Below are 18,492 nucleotides of genomic sequence, written 5' to 3'. Positions count from 1 at the left end.
ATACACACGGACAGGACAACAAACGAAATGCGCGGAAAGCCTGCCGACACAGAACGCAAGCTCATCTCCATTTTGATTCCTGTCTTCAATGAGGAAGACAACATCCGCAGGGCCTACGACGCCGTTCGCCAGGTCTTCGAACAAATGAACGATCGCTATACGTTCGAAATCATCTTCACGGACAACCACAGCACCGACAATTCGAGGGCCATTGTCTCCGAACTGGCGGCAGCCGATCCGCGCGTTCGCGCGGTGCGTTTTGCCCGAAATTTTGGATTCCAGAGGTCCGTCCTCACGGCCTATCGTCTGGCCTCCGGAGACGCCGCCATCCAGATCGACTGCGACCTCCAGGATCCACCGACGGTATTCCCCAAATTTCTGGAGCTGTGGGAGCAGGGTCACGACGTGGTTGTGGGTATCAGGCGCTTTCGGCAGGAAAGCAAGTTGTTGCAGTGGGCTCGACGGGTCTACTACCGGCTGCTCAAGCGCCTGTCCGACGACAATTTGATGCTCGACAGCGGCGATTTCAGGCTGATCGACCGCAGCGTGCTGGATCAGCTTCATCTGATCAACGACGTCGCGCCTTATACGCGCGGTCTGACGTCGCTGCTCGCGACCAAGCAGATCGGCGTAGCCTACGACCGACAGGCGCGGCAGGCCGGCGTCAGCAAATTTCCGCTCGGAAAGCTGATATCGCTGGCGGTGGACGGATTGATCACGCACTCGATCTTTCCGCTTCGCCTCGCCGCCTTCATTGGGCTGGGAATCTCGGTGCTGACCTGCCTCGCGAGTTTTTTCTACATCTTCTCGCGGCTATTCTTCGGCATCAACTGGCCGGCGGGCTTTGCGACGACAACGGTGCTGCTGCTGTTCGGGATCAGTCTCAATGCCATCTTTCTCGGCATCATCGGCGAGTATGTGGGACGCATCTACAATCAGGTACGCTCTCGACCGACGACGGTCATCGAGTTCAGCGTCAATCTGCCGGATGGGTCCCTGGAACGCCTTGCACTACAAGCGCCGGCGGCGGCGGGCGTCCGAAGAGCACCGGTCGAGCTCTCCCGCCGAACCGGGACGGAGCAACCATCATGACGGAATTCGACCGATATCGCGACGGCTACAGCACGCAGATCGACAGCGCGATCGCCTTCAGTGGCCAGCCTCAGGATTTCTTCACGCGCGCGAAGGCGCGCTACCTGCTGGATACATTCTCCAAATTCCGCTCGCAGAACGATGTTTCATTGCGACCGCTCGATGTCCTGGATATCGGCTGCGGACAGGGCTTGATTCATCCACACCTGGGGCCTGCGCAATCCGGCATCAAGCTGACCGGAATCGACGTCGCCGGTACGGTCATTGAAGAAGCAAAAGCTACCAACCCGGACGTCCACTACGATGTCTATGAAGGCACGCGGCTTCCCTACCATGATCGCAGCTTCGACATCGCCTACGCGATAGCCGTCATGCATCACGTTCCGCCCGACGATTGGGAGTCCTTTCTCATCGAAGCGGCTCGCGTGGTCCGGCCGGGAGGCCTCGTCGTCATCATCGAGCACAATCCGCTCAATCCGCTCACGCAGAAGATCGTCAGGAGCTGCCCGTTCGACCAGAACGCCGTGTTGCTCCGCTCTGGTCGGCTCGCCAAGCTGTTTCGCGCCGCCGGCATGGTCGATCCGAAGCAGCAATTCATCATCTTCACACCGTTTGACACACCCTTCTTTCACAAGCTGGATGCTAGCTTGGGCTGGCTACCGCTCGGCGCGCAATATTGCATGGCCGCTCATGTGCCCTCGTGACGCACATCAGCCGAGCGCGGAGCAGCAGCAGCCCACGTCGCCCAAAGTCGCGGCAAGGTGCGCGGTCCGTCACCGTCTCGCCTTGCCCGTCTGAGGCTTTCGGGACGATTTCATGACATCAGCCATGCATGAGCATCGCTACGAGGCGATGCGGCAACGATCGGGCGCCTGGCTCGACGACGTGGCGCCGCTGCTGTCGAGCGCAGCTCTGACGTTGCTCGGCCTTCTGTTCGAAATCGCGCTTGCCAAGCAGTTGGGCATCGAACCCCGGCTGCGAACCATGCTGATCTTCGTCTCGGGCATTTTGTTCCTGCCGGTATGTACGGTGACGCTGCAGGATTGGCTCGACCGTCGTTCACCCAGGGCGGGGCGTCTGCTGGAAGCCGCGAACGTGTGGTGCTCGGTCGCGGCGCTGGTGAGCCTTGCCCTCGTCGCCCTCGCGGCCTGGGCCAGCAAGGGAGGCGTGGAACTCTGGCGTAGGGCAGCGCTGCACGTGGCCGAGGTCTCGGCTGTCGGGTATGTCGTGCTGATCGCCTGGCTGCGCTCCGCGTGCCGAGGAGAGGGATTCCTTGATCGAGCTGGCGCGGTCATTGCGCGATGGAGTTCAAGGTCGACGCAAACGATTGCGCTTGTGTTCGCCTTTGCAGCCGCTCTGATCGCTCTGTTCAAGATCGAGCCGGGAAATCGCCATTTCAACCCGGTCTTCAGCTTCCTCTTTCCAAGCCTGCCCGGAGGATTTCCGGATCGGTCGAGCCTGTTGCTCGCGGCATTGGGCGCAGGCCTCCTCGTGGCGGTCGGCGCATGCCTTCTGATCTTCGAACGGCGGCTTACTGCGAGCCGTTCTGCCCGACTCCCTTCCGCTCAGCGGGCCGCACTGGCCGTCGCCCTCCTTGCCAGCTCCGTCCTGAGTTTCGACTTCTCGCTCGCGAGCGATCCGTTTCACTACATGACTGTGGTTGGTCCTGCCTTGCATCTCATGCATGGCGGCACGCTGATGGTCGACACCTTCTCTCAGTACGGACCAGGTCCCGTCCTCGTTGCCTACCTTGCGTTCCAGTTTGGGCCACCATCCTTCGCCGTCGCCAACATCGCCATCCAGCTCTGCAACCTGATATTCTACGCCCTCTTCATCTTCGCGCTGTGGCAGTCCAGCCGGACGCGGATGAGCGCGGTCTGGTTTGGGCTGGTGTTCATCCTGTTTTGGCTGTCCGGGTGGGGCAGCGGCCAAGGCAACGTGAACACTGCGCCTTCGGTGCTGGGAGCCCGTTATCTTCCTATCCTGCTCATGGCCGTCGGACTCGGCGCGCGAGGCGGTGCCAGGCATTCGCCACTCGTGTTCCTGGCCGGATTTCTTTCCGGCGTGTGGAGCATCGAGGCCTTCATCGGAGCGCTTGCTCTTTATGCCGGTTCGCTCACCCTGCGCAATTTCCGCGACCGCACCTACGTCAGGCTGGCGAAAGACCTTGTCATCGCAGCCCTGCCTATGATTACGGGGCTTGCTGCGCTCTCGATCGGCACTCTATTCGCGGCGGGCAAGTGGCCCGCATTCAATATCTATCTCAGCTTTCTGTCGAGCTATAATCCGGTTGCGCAGTTCTGGTCCGTGCCCTTCGATGCGATTTTCTGGGGCTGGATCCCGATCCTGGCCGCGGTCGCGATCGCGGTCGCCGGCTGTTGGCTGCTGGTGATCGACAACAAGCGCGGCTCGTTGCAGGCCACGAGCGATGCCTGGTTGAGCCACGCGCTACCTGCGGCGATACTCACGGCCATTACGGGCTCCTATTTCGCCGGCCGGTCGGTCGATTTCACCGTCGTCATCGCACTTTTGCCGTTCGCCCTCTTGTTCGTGCCCACCGCGCTCTGGCTGGCAGGCCGCGCGCTTGGTGGGGATCGTGTGGCGGCCAGGTTGGCGGCCGTCGCCGCTGCGACGGTGTTCTGGGCCTCAATGTTCTCCTGCCTCTATGTGTTTCGCATCGATTCGCCCTATTCGCTGCTGGTCCAGGAGTGCCGCGACATGGGCCGCTGCACGCCCTCCGCACTTGGGCGCGGTATAGCGGACGCGACGCGCCAGGAACTGGCACTGCCGCCCGGCACCAATGTCTGGGCGCTGACCGACTACGACCGTAGGATGGTCACCGAAGCGCGCAACCTTATCGAACGCTTTTCCGGTGCCGGGGCAAAGATCACCGTACTATTGGGTGCAAGTTCCGGCGGAAATCAGATGCTCAGCGACATCGCACTCATGTATGCGCGGAAGTGGCATACGTGGCCGCGATCTTTCACCTTCTCCGACGAATTGGTCCCCGCGCTGGCTGAGCGGATCCTCGCTGCACCCGTCAAACCCGCGACGGGCGATCTCGTGCTGTTGCGGCGCGCCCCTTCGGGCCTCGGCATAATCGAGAGCGGAATCCTCAGTCGTTTGCGGGCAGAGGGCCGCCTCTGTTACCTCGAACCTGGCGGCACAGATGTGAGTGGCTATCGCTTTTGGCGACATGGCGAGCGTCCGCCCGGTGAAGCTTGCGCGGATCGTCCCGACGACGGCTCCGTTATGGCGGCGCATGGCGAGATGACGGCGCTCGCCGAACTGATCGGGCAGATGCGTGACGCGAAGGGTCCGGTTTCCGATGGGCCTGTCGACGCACTTGGCCTGGAGCGCGGAGGAATCCGTGTTCCAGATTCCATGCGGCGCAAGCAGTATGTCTTCTCGTTCTGGGGGCCGCTTTCGATAGCGAAAGCCGCTGACCAGTTCGTGATCGACCTGAACAGCATTCCCGCCTCGACATGCAATTGGTTGCTCGTCGAGGCAAGCCATGTCGCAGGTGTCGCACGTGTTGCAAATTCCGGCGATCTCTCCGATGAGCAGGCCTCGCCGATCCCGGCATCCCGCGCGGCGGAGCTCTGTGCAAGGAACACCGGAATGGTCAGAATTGTCGTGAGAAGCGGGGGCTAAAGTCCGCGCAGCTTACTGTTTCGAGACAGGGCAGCTCATTCTCCGACCCTCGCCCGGAGCCGACAGGACCAGAATGGTATTCAGCCCGAATCTCGATGCCCTCGCGCAAAGCTGCGCGTCGCCAGCGACTTCCGAAATCGCATCGTTTTCGTAGAGGCTGGCCGTGTAGTAGATATCCCTCGCACACTTGAATTCTGGAGGGCTGAGCCCTTTCAGCATCGGCACGCCGAGGATTGCTGGAACGAAGAACGGATCCCCTCGACAGTCGATATTGTTCGTCCAGAACGACCGATCGTCCGGCGCGACGAACACCGCGGTACGGTGCGTCTGCCCCGCACTCAATGAAAGCAACGTCTGTATCGACTGCGCTCCCGGCGTATGCCTCACGTCATCGCCAATCTCTCCGCGAACGCTACCGGCGGGCGAAAGCAGCGCTGCCATCGCGCGCAAGGTCGGCAACGGCGCCACATCACCCCTGCCGGCGAGCACATGGGCCCGGGCGCGCAATTCCTGAAACTGTCTCGTGAACTCGATGGGACTGCGTCTCTTCTCATTCGTCGCGAGGGCAATGAAGACGATCACGACCAGTATCATGCCGGGAGTAAACGCCCGAAGCTGCAGCCTTTCGAGCATCGGAGCGCCATAGGCCGTCAAGAAGGTGATACAGACAAAGGTCCCGACATTCGCGAAATAGAAAGCCGAGCCTCCCGCAATGTCGAGCAGGAGAGCTGGAACGAGGCTTCCCATCGCAAAGAGTGCAAGTGCTTCCGCCAGCCGTTTCTCGCCCAACGACCCGGCGAGCCAAAGGCGCACGGCACCATAAAGCAGAACGAGATTGGCCGCGATGTTTGGAAGCGCGGCGCGCGGATACTCACGCACAAAACTGAGCGGACTGAGCGCAAGGACATAAGTGCCGGCGTCGGGGGAACTGATTACGCTGGCAAGCCCGACCAGTGGCGCAATGGGGGCCGCAACTCTGATGAAATTCAGAAGAGTCAATCCCAGTCGTCGCCACAGTAAAAATCCCACGACTCCCCAAAAGATCACGCCGACTGAAATCTTTGAGAAGAGAACCAACGTTCCCGCGATCGCCAGGGCTATCAAGGGAGGCCCGAGCGATGATCGCTCATCGGCAATCTCTGCAAGCAGCGGCGTCGCAAGCAAGAGCAGAAGGAGAGAGATCAAATAGCTTTCAGAAACAAGATACGAAGTTTCCCCCCAGAGATCGGCAACCATCAAGAGCAAGAGCGGGACCAACGTGACTAGCGCGCTGTCAGTCAATCCTCCTGCTCGACGCCGCAGCAGCAAGCCTGCCATGATCAAGGCGAAGAGCAACAACGGGATGGCTATGATTTGCGCTGCGAGATAATAGGCGTCGAGAGTCGTGACGCCGAGCCACAGGCCGATACATGCCATCCAGATGTGGGACAGCACATGGTACTTGATCGGCATGAAGCCGTCCAATCCCGTGCTCAAATGCCCGGAGTTAACGAGCATGTTGGCAATAGACGCATGAAACAGCGTGTCGAGGTGCTGCAGGCCTGTTAGTGCCTGTTCCGGCGTGAGGACAGTGGCATACCCCTTTGAGTTCACCACGAAGAAATAACCGATCCCCGCACCACAACCGCAAACAACGGCCAGCATCGTCGTGCGTCGTGCCATGTCGCGCACGACCACGATGGCGCGCTGCAGGCCCAAGAACACCGTTCCAAGCAAAATCGGATAGACGATGATGTCGGCAAAGACGGGACCGAACCAAGCGAGGCACGGCAGAAAAATGATCGCAATGGCCGAGAGAACCACCTTGGCATGGCTCGTGCGGTGCTGATGTCGGCGATGCGAGGTCAGCACCATCAGGCAGGAGACTGCCGCCGCCAACAGCAGAAACGACTTCACAAACACAAACCAGTGGGGACTTCCTAATGGCCAGCGCACGATTGCACATGCTATGGCCGATGTCGCTGACATCACGCATGTGAAGATCGCCGCGAAGCAAATAGAGGCTGCTTCAGACGAGACCTGGCTCGCCCCGGAACCCCGATCCAGCGTTTCCTGTGGGTCCTGGGGAGAAAACATGCAGGCTCGACCCTTCTACAACCCGATTTGGGGAAGCGCTTAATTCGTGGAACGACACAGGACGCCGAATAGCCAATTCCGGGCACTGCGACCAGTGCGCCGTTCCGAAAACACCAAGAATGTGGGGCCTTGTACCACTCAGATCGGTACTCTCCGCGGCAATCGGGAGTTGCGCCCGAGGGGCAACTTGCGTCGTCTGCCCACCTTGGCGTATCAAGGCCGTGGTTCAGACCTTTTCGAACGGCTCGGCCGGGGATAAGGACCGGAATTACCTAACCTTTTTGGATCCGCGACCTTGATAGACACGAGCCTCGTGATCATCGCCGAGACCGAGACGATTCAAGAAGCGTTTCGGCGCCTCAACGCCAACATGCTCGGCATCCTGTTTGCTCAGGATGCGGGCGGGCGGATCGTGGGCGCGGTGACCGACGGCGACATCCGCAGGCGAATGCTGACGGGCATCACGATCCACGACCGGGTCGCAACCTGCGTCAACCGCAGCTTCGTCTGGGCGCATGCCGGCGGGCCGCGCGAGCAGATCCTCAAACTGCTCGACCAGCGCGTGCACGTGGTGCCGATCCTCGATGGCGAGGGACGGCTGGTCGACGTGTTCAGCCGCGAACTGTTCAACCTGTCGGAAGAGAGCGAAGTGTTCGCGCGCGCGCGCTCGCCGGTGCGGATCAGCTTCTCCGGCGGCGGCACCGACCTGACGCACTATTTCGTGGCAAATGACGGCGGCGCGGTCATCAACGCCACGATCAAGATGTACGCTCACGCGACGCTGCGGCGACGGAGCGATCCCAGCATCCGGATCTATTCGCATGATTTCCGCTGCACGATCGAGGTCGACGATCTCGCAGAACTCGGCTCGGGCGGCGATCTCGCGCTGATCAAGTCGGTCGTGCGCCTGATCAAGCCGACTTACGGCTTCGAGCTCGAAGTGTCCGCCGACTTCCCGGTCGGCTCCGGCCTCGGCGGCTCGGCAGTGGTCTCGTCCGCCATCATCGGCTGCTTCAACGAATTTCGCGGCGACCAGTGGGATCGTCACGAGGTCGCCGAGATGGCATTCCAGGCCGAGCGGCTGATGCTCAACATTCCCGGCGGTTGGCAGGACCAGTACGCCACCGTGTTCGGCGGCTTCAATCACATGGAGTTCTTTTCCGACCAGAACACCATCGTGCCGCTTCGTCTCGATCCCAACATCATCGCCGAGCTCGAGGAGAGCCTGGTGCTCTGCTACACCGGCTCGGGCCGCGATTCCGGCGCCATCCACCGCGACCAGAAGGCCCAGCACGAGACCAGCGACGCAGTCACCGCGGCCGCCAAGCAGAAGGAAGTGACGCGCGACATCCGTCGGCATCTGCTGCGCGGCCAGTTGCTGGAATGTGGCCGGCTGATCGACGACGCCTGGCACGCCAAGCGGAAGCTGAGCTCGAAGATCTCGTCGGATGCAATCGACGCGATCTACGATTTCGCCAAACAGCACGGCGCGGTCGGTGGCAAGCTGCTGGGCGCAGGTGGCGGCGGTTACTTCATGTTCTTCGTGCGTCCGTTCGAGCGCTACCAGCTCATTGCCGCACTGGAACAGCAGGGGCACAGCTGTTCGCGCATCATGTTCGAAGAAAACGGACTGCGGACGTGGAAGTCGCGCTTTCCCGCGCGTTTCGCCTGACGATATGAGACGAGAATGTTGATGACATCGCCCAACCAGCCTGCCCCGGTCCGCATCGGCAACCGTCTTCTGGGTGATGGCGAGCCCTGCTACGTCATCGCCGAGATCGGCAACAACCACAATGGCGACTTCGATCGCGCCATTGCGCTGGTCGATGCCGCGGTCGCAGCCGGTGCCGATTGTGCAAAATTCCAGATGCGCAAGCTCGACGAAGTCTATCGCGCGTCGAGCCTGTCCGGGAAGGACGACGACCTCGCCGTCGAATATACGCTCGATCTCCTGCGCCGCTTCGAGCTCCCGATCGCGCAGCAGAAGAAGATCGCCGAGTACTGCGCAGCAAAGGGTATCCAGTATCTCTGCACGCCCTGGGACGCAAAGAGCGTCGCGGTGCTCGAGGGGTTCGGCGTGCAGGCCTACAAGGTCGCTTCCGCCGACCTCACCAATCTGCCGCTGCTCGCATGCCTTGCCGCCACCGGCAAGACGCTGATCGTCTCGACCGGCATGAGCACGACGGACGAAATCAAGACTGCAGCGAAATTCCTCGACGACCGCGATGCGAGCTACGTGCTGCTGCACTGCCAGAGCACCTATCCGGCCGCGCTCCACAACATCCATCTGCGTTTCATGGAAACGCTACGCGAGATCCATCCGGTCGTCGGCTATTCTGGCCACGAACGCGGCGTTGCCGTTTCGACGGCCGCGGTGGCGCTTGGCGCCGTCGTCATTGAACGCCACATCACGCTCGACCGCGAGATGGAAGGTCCGGACCATGCCGCGAGCCTGGAGCCGGAGGAATTCAAGACGCTGGTCTCGGGCATCCGCGAGGTGGAGGCGGCGCGCGGCGAGAAACTGGCCGAGCGCGCGCTGAGCCAGGGTGAGCTGATCAACCGCGAAAACCTTGCCAAGAGCCTGGTGGCCGCGCGCGACCTTCCGTCCGGCACCGTGATCTCCGACAGCGACATCGCCGTGAAGAGCCCGGGTCAGGGCCTGTCGCCGCTGAAGATGCCGGCGCTGCTCGGCCGCAAGCTGACGCGGGCGATGGCGACCGACGACTATTTCTTCCAGAGCGATCTCGACGACGGCACCGCAAAAGCGCGGCGCTACCGCTTCGATCGGCCCTGGGGCGTGCCGGTGCGCTATCACGATACCAAGCGCTTCCTGGAGATCTGCGAGCCTGACATCATCGAGTTCCATCTCAGCTACAGCGACATGGAGCGCGATCCCGCGGCGTATCTCTCCGGCACCTACGATCTCGGCTTCGTCGTGCATGCGCCGGAGCTGTTTGCCGGCTCCAAGCTGATGGACCTCGCAACCCCCGACGAGGCGCTGCGGCGCTATTCGCTGGAGCAAACCCAGGCGGTAATCGACATCACCCGTGGCTTGAAGAAATTCTTCCCCAAGACGAAGCGCCCGCCGATCGTCGCCAATATCGGCGGCTTTACCATGGACGAGCCATTGCCGCCGGAGGAGAAGGCCGAGCGTTACCGCATCTTCGCCCAGAGCCTGAAGGAACTCGACATGGACGGTGTCGAGCTGACGCCGCAGACCATGGCGCCGTTCCCCTGGCATTTCGGCGGCCAGCGCCACCAGAATATCTTCATCTTCCCGGAAGAGTCGGCGGCATTTTGCGCCAAGCATGATCTGCGGATGTGCGTCGACATCTCCCACACCAAGCTCGCCGCCAACCATTTCGGCTTCGACTTCGCGCAAGGCCTCGCCCAGCTCGGACCGCACACCGCGCATCTGCATTTCGGGGACGCCAAGGGGCTCGACGGCGAAGGGCTCCAGGTCGGCGAAGGCGAGATCGATTTCGACGAGATCGGACGGGTGCTGCGCAAGCATGCGCCGACCGCTTCCTTCATCCCCGAAATCTGGCAGGGCCACAAGAACATGGGCGAAGGCTTCTGGATCGCGCTCGAGCGTCTCGAGGGGCATATCTGATGGCGCGCAAGACGCTGGCCGTGATCGCCGCGCGCGGCGGCTCCAAGGGCATTCCGCACAAGAACCTGCTCGATCTCTGCGGCAAGCCGCTGATCGCCTGGACGGTCGAGCAGGCACGCGCGGCGCGCGGCGTCGACGTCGTCGCAGTCTCTTCCGACAGCGACAATATCCTCACCGCGGCGGAAGCTGCCGGCGCCATCGGCGTGCGACGCCCCGAAGACATTTCGGGTGACCTCGCCTCCTCCGAATCCGCCTGGCTGCACGCGCTCAATGCGACCGACGAGCGGATGGGACGGTTCGAGCGGATCGTCGCGCTCCAGGCCACCTCACCGATCCGCGAGTCCAGCGACATCGAGAATGCGCTTGCGACCTTCGATCGCGACCATCTCGACAGCCTGCTCTCGGTTTGCGAGGTCGAGGATTACTTCAACTGGCGTATCGGTGCGAGCGGGCCGGAGCCGATCAACTACGACTATCACAACCGCCGCATGCGGCAGCAGATCGAGAAGCGCTACCTGGAGAATGGCTCGTTCTACGTCCTGATCCCGTCACTCCTGCGCGAGCAGAACAATCGTCTCGGCGGCAAGATCGGCTTTCACGTGATGGATCGTCACAAGATGTTCCAGATCGACCGCCCCGAGGACGTCAAGCTTTGCGCCGCCATCATGCGTAGTTACGGCTATGCCTAACCTGAACGCCTTCTCTCTCGCCGGCAAGATCGCGGTCGTCACCGGCGCCTCCCGCGGCATTGGCGCTGCGATTGCGACCGGCCTGCGAGATGCGGGCGCTACAGTGTTCGGCCTCAGCCGTTCCGGGACCGCACCACAGGGCGTGAGCGCCATTGCCTGCGATCTCTCCGATGATGAGGCCATCGAGAGCGCATTCCGCACCGTGGCCGCGCAAGGCGGACGCATCGACGCGCTGGTCAACGCCGCCGGCATCAGCCTGCCGGCCCAAAGCGCCGAGGGCGAGCTCGTGCGCTTCCGAGCTACGGTCGCAACCGACCTCACCGGCGTCTACGCCACCATCCTTGCCGCTCATCCGCTTCTGAAGAACGCGGGCTCTGCTGCGATCGTCAACGTCACCAGCATCAACTCGGTCCGCGGCTTTCCCGGCAATCCCGGCTACGTGGCGGCGAAGGCCGGTCTTGCCGGACTGACGCGTGCGCTCGCCGCCGACTATGCGCCCGACGGCATCCGCGTCAACGCGCTCGCACCCGGTTATGTCGCGACCGAGATGACCGCGAAGAGTTTTGCGGATCCCCACATGCACGAGGCGAGGCGCCGCCACACCATGCTCGGCCGTTGGGGACAGCCCGCCGACATGGTGGGCGCCGCCGTCTTCCTGGCGTCGGAAGCCTCTGCCTATGTGACCGGACAGGAACTCTTCATCGACGGCGGCTGGACCACAAAGGGCCTCGCCATCAGCTCGGACAAGCAACCGTGACCGCAACGCTCGAACGCATCGGCTTCATGCAAGGCAGGCTTTCGGCTCTCGTCGACGGCAAGATCCAGGCATTCCCCTGGGATGAGTGGCGAAATGAGTTTCCGCGTGCGAAGGAGCTCGGCCTGACGCGGATGGAATGGACCATCGACCAGGAGCGGCTGCGCGAGAACCCGCTGACGACCGAGCCGGGCCAACAGGACATTCTGGCGCTGTCACGCGAGAACGGCGTGCGGATTCCGAGCCTGACCGGCGACTGCTTCATGCAGGCGCCGTTCTGGAAGGTCGATGCCGTCGTGCGCGACGCGCTCGTCGCCGACCTCGATCTCCTGATCGCCTCCTGCAGCCGCATCGGCATCGAATTCGTCGTGATTCCGCTGGTCGACAACGGCAAGATCGAGCGCGAGAGCGAGAGCGATACGTTGAAGCGCGTGCTGCTCGCCCGCTCCGAGCAGCTTGCAAGACGGAATGTCAAGATCGCCTTCGAATCCGATCTGCCGCCGCGCGAGCTCGCCCGTTTCATGGACGCCTTTCCGGCTGATATCTTCGGCATCAATTACGACAGCGGCAACAGCGCTTCGCTTGGTTATGACAGCGACGAGGAGATCAGCGCCTATGCAGCGCGCATCCTCAATGTGCACGTGAAGGACCGCATTCGCGGCGGCACGACCGTGCCGCTCGGCACCGGCAACGCAGACCTTGCCAAGACGATCCGGCTGATCGAGCGATCCGGCTACAAGGGCCAATACATTCTGCAAACCGCGCGCGCCGCCGACGGCGACCACGCCGGCGCGCTGGCGAAATACCGAGACATGACGGTCCGCTGGATCGAGGACGCCGCGCGATGAAGCTCGAGCTGAACGATCGCGTCGCTCTCGTCACCGGCGCCAGCCGCGGGATCGGGCTTGCAATCGCAACAACGCTCGCGGCAGAAGGCGCCAAGGTCGCGCTTGCGGCGCGCGGCGCCGATGCGCTGAACGCCGCGCGCGCGGCCGTCGGCGGGCGGAGCTCGATTCACGTTGCCGACGTCACCGATCCCGCCGCCGCCGCCGGCCTTGTTCAGGACGTCGAAAAGCAGTGGGGCCGGCTCGACATCCTCGTCTGCAACGTCGGCAGCGGCGCTTCCGTGCCCCCGGGGAAGGAAACCGCGGCGGAGTGGTCGCGGATGATGGACCTTAATCTCTTCGCCACCACCAACATGATGGAGGCCGCCCGGCCGCTGATGGCGCGTGGCAGCGGCGACCGCGCCATCGTCTGCATCTCCTCGATCGCAGGCATGGCCGCACTCGGCGCGCCGGTGACCTACTACGCCGCCAAAGCGGCGCTGAATGCGACGGTGCGCGGCCTGGCGCGGCCCCTGGCGCTGGAAGGCATCCGCATCAATGCGGTCGCTCCCGGAAACATCTTGAGTCCGGACGGTACCTGGGCGCGCAAGATCGCCGAAAACAAGCAAGCGGTCGACGACATGCTCCAGCGCGAGGTGGCGCTACGCCGGCTCGGCACTCCCGAGGAGATCGCCGACGTCGTCGCCTTCCTTGCTTCGCCCCGCGCCGCCTTTATCACCGGCAGCGTGATGGTGGCCGACGGCGGCCAGCTCAGAAGCTGAACAGGAGCCTTCGATGGCAAACCCCTCCTCCCGCTACGATCTGACCGGACGGACCGCGCTCGTGACCGGCGCCGGCGGCCTGTTGGGCAAGCAGCATGTTGCAGCGCTCAGCGAAGCCGGCGCGCGCGTGGTCGTCACCGACGTCGGCTTGACGCAGGCCGAAGCCGCCGTTGCCGTGCTGAAGCAGGTCGCCGCTTCAGCCGATCTGATCGCGCTTGCGATCGACGTCACCTCGCTCGACTCGGTGCGCGCTGCGAACGAGCAGCTTGCAGGCCTCGGCATCACCATCGACATCCTCGTCAACAACGCCGCCATCGACCCGAAGGTGACGTCGAGTCCGGGCGTCATGCACTCCTCGCGCTTCGAGGCATTCCCGGTTCCGCAATGGCAGACCGAGATCGCCGTCGGCCTGACCGGCGCGATGCTGTGCGCGCAGGTGTTCGGCGGCGAGATGGCCAGGCGCGGGCACGGCGTGATCCTCAACATCGCCTCCGATCTCGGCGTGATCGCGCCGGATCAGCGGCTCTATCGTCAACCGCAGGTGACGCGCGAAGAAGAACAGCCGGTGAAACCCGTGACGTACTCGGTGATCAAGCACGGCTTGATCGGGCTGACGAAATATCTGGCGACCTACTGGGCCGATCACGGCGTGCGCGTCAACGCGATCTCGCCGGGCGGCGTCTTCAACAACCAGGACCCCGCCTTCGTCGATCGGCTGACGCGCCTGATTCCCATGGGGCGCATGGCCGAGGTCGACGAATACCGCTCCGCCGTGCAGTTCCTCTGCTCGGACGCGTCGAGCTACATGACCGGTCAGAACCTGGTCATAGACGGCGGCAGGAGTGTGTGGTAACCACCGCCATTCCCATTTCCCCCAAAAAACCGATCCGGCGCAAGAGCTAACATGTTCAATGATAAAGCCATTCTGATCACCGGAGGCACAGGATCGTTCGGAAAGAAGTTCGTCGGCTGCCTGTTCAAGGACTTCAAGCCGCGTCGCGTCGTGGTTTATTCGCGCGACGAGCTGAAGCAGTATGAGATGCAGCAGGAATTCGATCAGCCTGCGATGCGCTACTTCATCGGCGACGTACGGGACGGCGAGCGCCTTCGTACCGCCATGAAGGGGATCGACTTCGTTGTCCATGCCGCGGCGTTGAAGCAGGTTCCCGCTGCCGAATACAACCCCATGGAGTGCATCAAGACCAACATTCATGGCGCGGAGAACGTGATCCAGGCGGCCTTGGAGTCGGACATCGAGAAGGTGATCGCGCTATCGACGGACAAGGCCGCGCAGCCGATCAATCTCTACGGCGCGACCAAGCTCGCCTCGGACAAGCTGTTCATCGCCGCCAACAACATGGCCGGCGGTCACCGCACAAGGTTCAGCGTTGTCCGCTACGGCAATGTCGTCGGGTCCCGCGGATCGATCGTGCCGCTATACAACAAGCTGATCGCGGCCGGTGCCGATCATCTGCCGATCACCGATCCCCGCATGACGCGCTTCTGGATATCGCTGCAGCAAGGTGTCGACTTTGTCACCAGGAGCTTTGAGCGCATGTCGGGCGGCGAGATCTTCGTTCCGATGATCCCTTCGGTTCGCATCTCCGACCTGGCGAAGGCCATGGCCCCCGCACTTCCAACCCGGGTGATCGGCATCCGTCCGGGCGAAAAGCTCCATGAAGTCATGTGCCCTACCGACGACTCGCACCTGACGTTGAAATTCCACGATCACTTCGTGATCAAACCGACGATCAAGTTTTTCCGCCGAGATGTCGACTATCTCGCTAACTCGATCGGTGAACACGGCGAGGCGGTGTCCGACGGATTCGAATACAACTCCGGTAAGAACGATCACTTCCTCGACGTTGCCGAGATCAGGGAATTCAACGAGATTGCCGTGCAATGATCCCCTATGGGCGCCAGGATATCTCTGAACAGGATATCGATGCGGTCACTCAGGTGCTGAAGTCGGACTGGCTCACCCAAGGGCAGGCTGGGCCACGCTTCGAGCAGGCAATGGCCGGTTACTGCGGCGCGGAACATGCCGTCGCGGTATCGAACGCAACTGCGGCGCTTCATATTGCCTGCCTTGCGCTTGATCTCGGTCCCGGCGACATCTTGTGGACCGTGCCGAACACGTTCGTTGCCTCGGCCAATTGCGCGCTCTATTGCGGAGCCAGCGTCGATTTCGTCGACATAGATCCCCGGACCTACAACATGAGCGTTACGGCGCTCTCGGAGAAGCTCGCGCAGGCAAGCGTCCAGGGACGGTTGCCAAAGATCGTCATTCCCGTGCATTTTGCCGGGCAGTCCTGCGAGATGACAGAGATCCGCTCCCTCGCAGACCGCTACGGCTTTCGCATCATTGAAGACGCTTCGCACGCGGTGGGTGGCGAATATCTGGGACGAAAGATCGGCGCCGCCCAACTAAGCGACATGGCGATCTTCAGCTTCCACCCGGTAAAGATCATCACGACCGGCGAAGGGGGCATGATCCTCGCCAGCGATCGCGGACTGGCGGAGCGCCTCGGTTACCTGCGCACTCACGGCATCGTCCGCCCGGTGCAGCACGATCCGATCGACGAGCGGCGCTCGAACGAGGACCGCTATGGTCCCTGGATGTATGAGCAGGTCGAGCTCGGCTTGAACTACCGCATGACCGACATCCAGGCAGCACTCGGCGCCAGCCAGCTCGACCGGCTCGATGCCTTTGTCGCGCGCCGGCGCGAGCTCGCGGCGCGTTACGACGCGCTTCTTGCGAAACTGCCAGTGATCTGCCCATGGCAGCATCCGGACACGAATTCGGCCTGGCACCTCTACGTGATCCGGCTGCGGCGGAACGAAATCAAGCTCAGTCGGCGCCAGGTCTTCGAGGCGTTGCGCGCCGCAGGTATCGGGGTCAACGTGCACTACATTCCGGTACACACCCAGCCCTACTATCAGCGCCTTGGATTCAATTTCGGCATGTTCCCGGAGGCAGAGAGCTACTACCAGGACGCCATCACGCTGCCGCTGTTCTCGAAGATGACGAATGACGAGCAAGACACCGTCGTCGCGGCGCTTACGAAGATCCTCGCGTGAAGATCGCGGTCATTCCAGCGCGCGGCGGCAGCAAGAGGATTCCGCGGAAGAACATTCGGCCGTTCTGCGGCAAGCCCATCATCGGTTATTCGATTGCCGCGGCGAAAAAGAGCGCGCTGTTTGACGAGATCGTCGTCTCGACCGACGACGAGGAAATCGCCGCGGTCGCGCGCGGTTTCGGCGCTACAACGCCGTTCGTCAGGCCCCGCGAACTCGCCGACGATTTCACGGGAACCAATTCGGTGATCAAGCACGCGATCGGCTGGTTCGTGGAGCGAGGGATTGACGTCACGCACGCCTGCTCCATCTATGCGACCGCGCCACTGATTCAGGACCGCTTCATCCGCGAGGGCTACGAGCGACTGATCGGTTCCGACGCCGCCTTCGCTTTCTCCATCACCCATTATGCGTTTCCGATTCAACGCGCTGTGCGCCTGACCTCGGACGGCCGGGTCGACTCGCTCTATCCGGAACACCGCATGACACGATCGCAGGACCTTGAGCCGGCCTTTCACGACGCGGGTCAGTTCTACTGGGGCACCGCCCGCGCCTTCCTCGACGACGTGCCCGTGTTCTCGCCACGATCGATCGGCGTGGTGCTGCCGCGCGTGCTGGTGCAGGACATCGACACGCAGGAAGACTGGGAGCAAGCGGAGTTCATGTTTCGCGCCGTCGCGGGGGATTCCCCGGCAACCTCTTAACCCTGGCCGGCGCCGAGCAGCGGACGGACGAAGGCTTCGAGATCGGGGCCTTTGAACAGATGCCCTGCTATCCCGGCCGCGACCGCCGCTTGGACGTCGTGCGTATTGTCGCCGACCAAAAAACTCGATTCGATTTGTACCGGCCAGCCGCCGAGGCAGTCCAGGATCATCCCGGGCGCCGGTTTGCGTCGGTCGCTGGTGCGGCGCCATTGTTCAACGGTTCCGTCTTCATGATAAGGGCAATACTGGAACTCGTCGATATGAGCGCCGACCTCCGCCAGCTCGTGGCTCATCCAGTCATGCAGGCGGTGAACCGCATCGACGCCGTAGTAGCCGCGGGCGACACCTGACTGGTTGGTGACCACGAAGGTGAGATAGCCGCGGTCGTTGCACAGCTTGATGGCTTCGCGCGCGCCGGGGATCCACTCGAAATCCTCGATCTTGCTCACATACCCCTTGTCGACATTCAGGACGCCATCGCGATCGAAGAACACCGCAGGGCGCCGCATTTTTGCTGGGAGCTCGCACTGAGCGCGATCCAGATCCTCGGGGATGCCGATATCGATGAAGAAGCCGTCATAGAGGGCGGCTTCCAGCTGCCCCATCTCGACCAGCCGCGGAAAAACCGACTGCTCGAGCGAGCACGGCAGCTCGTCAATCAGATCCAGGATACTGCGATCGATGCGATAGACGCCCGTGTTGATCGGTCCGGTGGATTGCATTCCCGGCGGCAGAAAGCGCTTCACGCTGTTGCGCTCGAGTAGAACGCGGCCGTAGCGATCGCCGGGATGATCCTTCTTCAAGGCGACGCGCACCATCGCCGGCGAGCCAGACGCTGCAAGGTCGAGCAGGTTGAAGTCGAAAAAGGAGTCGCCGTTCATCAGGAGGAACTGCGGCTCCAGTTGCACGCCTGCGTGCTTCAGCGCACCACCGGTGCCGAGTTGCGTCGGCTCGGACACGACCGAGACCGCAGCATGACGCCACATCTTGCCATGATAGCGCTCAACCACCAGATCGGCACGGTGCCCCGCCAGCAGCAATATCTTCTCGATGCTGGGATAGCGCGATACCTCGTCGAGGAGATGGTCCAGAAAGGATTTTCCGCCCACTTCCAATAGCGGCTTGGGAAGCAGCTTTGTCCGCTCCCCCAGTCGCGTCCCAAGTCCGCCGACCAGAATGACCGCCTGCCTCAGCACAGAGCCCCCTTGACGAGGCCAGGGATCAAA

At 62.4% G+C, this 18,492-nt stretch carries 15 protein-coding genes; 13 read left to right on the top strand and 2 right to left on the bottom strand.

Annotation, left to right across the window (positions count from 1 at the left end; all coding sequences use genetic code 11):
• Nucleotides 1-27 precede the first annotated feature (27 nt).
• From JQ591_RS23725 to JQ591_RS23715, 3 genes are all read left to right on the top strand, one after another.
• Nucleotides 28-1,092 carry a glycosyltransferase family 2 protein gene (locus JQ591_RS23725; RefSeq protein WP_211398389.1) on the top strand — a complete coding sequence of 355 codons (1,065 nt, stop codon included), beginning with the start codon at nt 28-30 and terminating at the stop codon, nt 1,090-1,092.
• Nucleotides 1,089-1,796 (top strand): class I SAM-dependent methyltransferase, encoded by a 708-nt coding sequence (locus JQ591_RS23720; protein ID WP_211398388.1) that lies wholly within the window; start codon nt 1,089-1,091, stop codon nt 1,794-1,796. The genes JQ591_RS23725 and JQ591_RS23720 overlap by 4 nt, the downstream gene beginning before the upstream one ends.
• A 112-nt stretch (nt 1,797-1,908) precedes the next feature.
• Nucleotides 1,909-4,746, top strand: a complete 2,838-nt coding sequence (locus JQ591_RS23715) for a hypothetical protein (protein WP_211398387.1) — start codon at nt 1,909-1,911, stop codon at nt 4,744-4,746.
• 12 nt (nt 4,747-4,758) lie between these two features.
• On the opposite strand, the gene JQ591_RS23710 is transcribed toward JQ591_RS23715, so the two are convergent.
• Nucleotides 4,759-6,642 (bottom strand): hypothetical protein, encoded by a 1,884-nt coding sequence (locus tag JQ591_RS23710; RefSeq protein WP_211398386.1) that lies wholly within the window; start codon nt 6,640-6,642, stop codon nt 4,759-4,761.
• Between the two features lie 475 nt (nt 6,643-7,117).
• Between JQ591_RS23710 and JQ591_RS23705 the strand changes: the two genes are divergently transcribed.
• Genes JQ591_RS23705 through pseF form a run of 10 tightly spaced genes read left to right on the top strand, consistent with a single transcriptional unit; the run spans nt 7,118 to nt 17,266 of the window.
• Entirely contained in the window at nt 7,118-8,494 is a 1,377-nt protein-coding gene (locus tag JQ591_RS23705; RefSeq protein ID WP_211398385.1) for a CBS domain-containing protein, read from the top strand.
• Nucleotides 8,495-8,515: 21 nt separating this feature from the next.
• Complete coding sequence (locus JQ591_RS23700) at nt 8,516-10,435, top strand: N-acetylneuraminate synthase family protein (protein WP_249137527.1); 1,920 nt, start codon at nt 8,516-8,518, stop codon at nt 10,433-10,435.
• Nucleotides 10,435-11,124 carry an acylneuraminate cytidylyltransferase family protein gene (locus tag JQ591_RS23695; RefSeq protein WP_211398383.1) on the top strand — a complete coding sequence of 230 codons (690 nt, stop codon included), beginning with the start codon at nt 10,435-10,437 and terminating at the stop codon, nt 11,122-11,124. Before JQ591_RS23700 ends, JQ591_RS23695 begins: the two co-directional genes overlap by 1 nt.
• The gene (locus JQ591_RS23690; protein ID WP_211398382.1) at nt 11,117-11,881 is read left to right on the top strand and encodes an SDR family oxidoreductase; all 765 of its coding nucleotides are present in this window, start codon (nt 11,117-11,119) and stop codon (nt 11,879-11,881) included. The genes JQ591_RS23695 and JQ591_RS23690 overlap by 8 nt, the downstream gene beginning before the upstream one ends.
• Nucleotides 11,878-12,726, top strand: a complete 849-nt coding sequence (locus JQ591_RS23685) for a sugar phosphate isomerase/epimerase family protein (RefSeq protein WP_349630398.1) — start codon at nt 11,878-11,880, stop codon at nt 12,724-12,726. The genes JQ591_RS23690 and JQ591_RS23685 overlap by 4 nt, the downstream gene beginning before the upstream one ends.
• Nucleotides 12,723-13,484: an SDR family NAD(P)-dependent oxidoreductase gene (locus tag JQ591_RS23680; RefSeq protein WP_211398381.1), complete on the top strand. Its 762-nt coding sequence runs from the start codon at nt 12,723-12,725 to the stop codon at nt 13,482-13,484. Before JQ591_RS23685 ends, JQ591_RS23680 begins: the two co-directional genes overlap by 4 nt.
• Nucleotides 13,485-13,497: 13 nt before the next feature.
• Nucleotides 13,498-14,337, top strand: coding sequence for an SDR family oxidoreductase (locus JQ591_RS23675; protein ID WP_211398380.1), 840 nt, complete (start codon nt 13,498-13,500; stop codon nt 14,335-14,337).
• 51 nt (nt 14,338-14,388) lie between these two features.
• Nucleotides 14,389-15,390 (top strand): UDP-N-acetylglucosamine 4,6-dehydratase (inverting), encoded by a 1,002-nt coding sequence (gene pseB, locus JQ591_RS23670; RefSeq protein WP_211398379.1) that lies wholly within the window; start codon nt 14,389-14,391, stop codon nt 15,388-15,390.
• A complete protein-coding gene (gene pseC, locus JQ591_RS23665; RefSeq protein WP_211398378.1) occupies nt 15,387-16,565 on the top strand; it encodes a UDP-4-amino-4,6-dideoxy-N-acetyl-beta-L-altrosamine transaminase in 1,179 nt (392 codons plus the stop codon). Before pseB ends, pseC begins: the two co-directional genes overlap by 4 nt.
• Nucleotides 16,562-17,266: a pseudaminic acid cytidylyltransferase gene (gene pseF / locus JQ591_RS23660; protein WP_211398377.1), complete on the top strand. Its 705-nt coding sequence runs from the start codon at nt 16,562-16,564 to the stop codon at nt 17,264-17,266. Before pseC ends, pseF begins: the two co-directional genes overlap by 4 nt.
• On the opposite strand, the gene JQ591_RS23655 is transcribed toward pseF, so the two are convergent.
• On the bottom strand, nt 17,263-18,462 hold the full coding sequence (locus JQ591_RS23655; RefSeq protein ID WP_211398376.1) for an HAD-IIIA family hydrolase: 1,200 nt from the start codon (nt 18,460-18,462) through the stop codon (nt 17,263-17,265). The two genes, pseF and JQ591_RS23655, sit on opposite strands and share 4 nt — an antisense overlap.
• Between the last annotated feature and the right edge of the window lie 30 nt (nt 18,463-18,492).

The sequence above is a fragment of the Bradyrhizobium canariense genome (assembly GCF_018130465.1).
Lineage (GTDB): Bacteria > Pseudomonadota > Alphaproteobacteria > Rhizobiales > Xanthobacteraceae > Bradyrhizobium > Bradyrhizobium canariense_C.
Note: the sequence above shows the minus strand (reverse complement) of the source record. Positions and strands in the feature narration are given on the sequence as shown.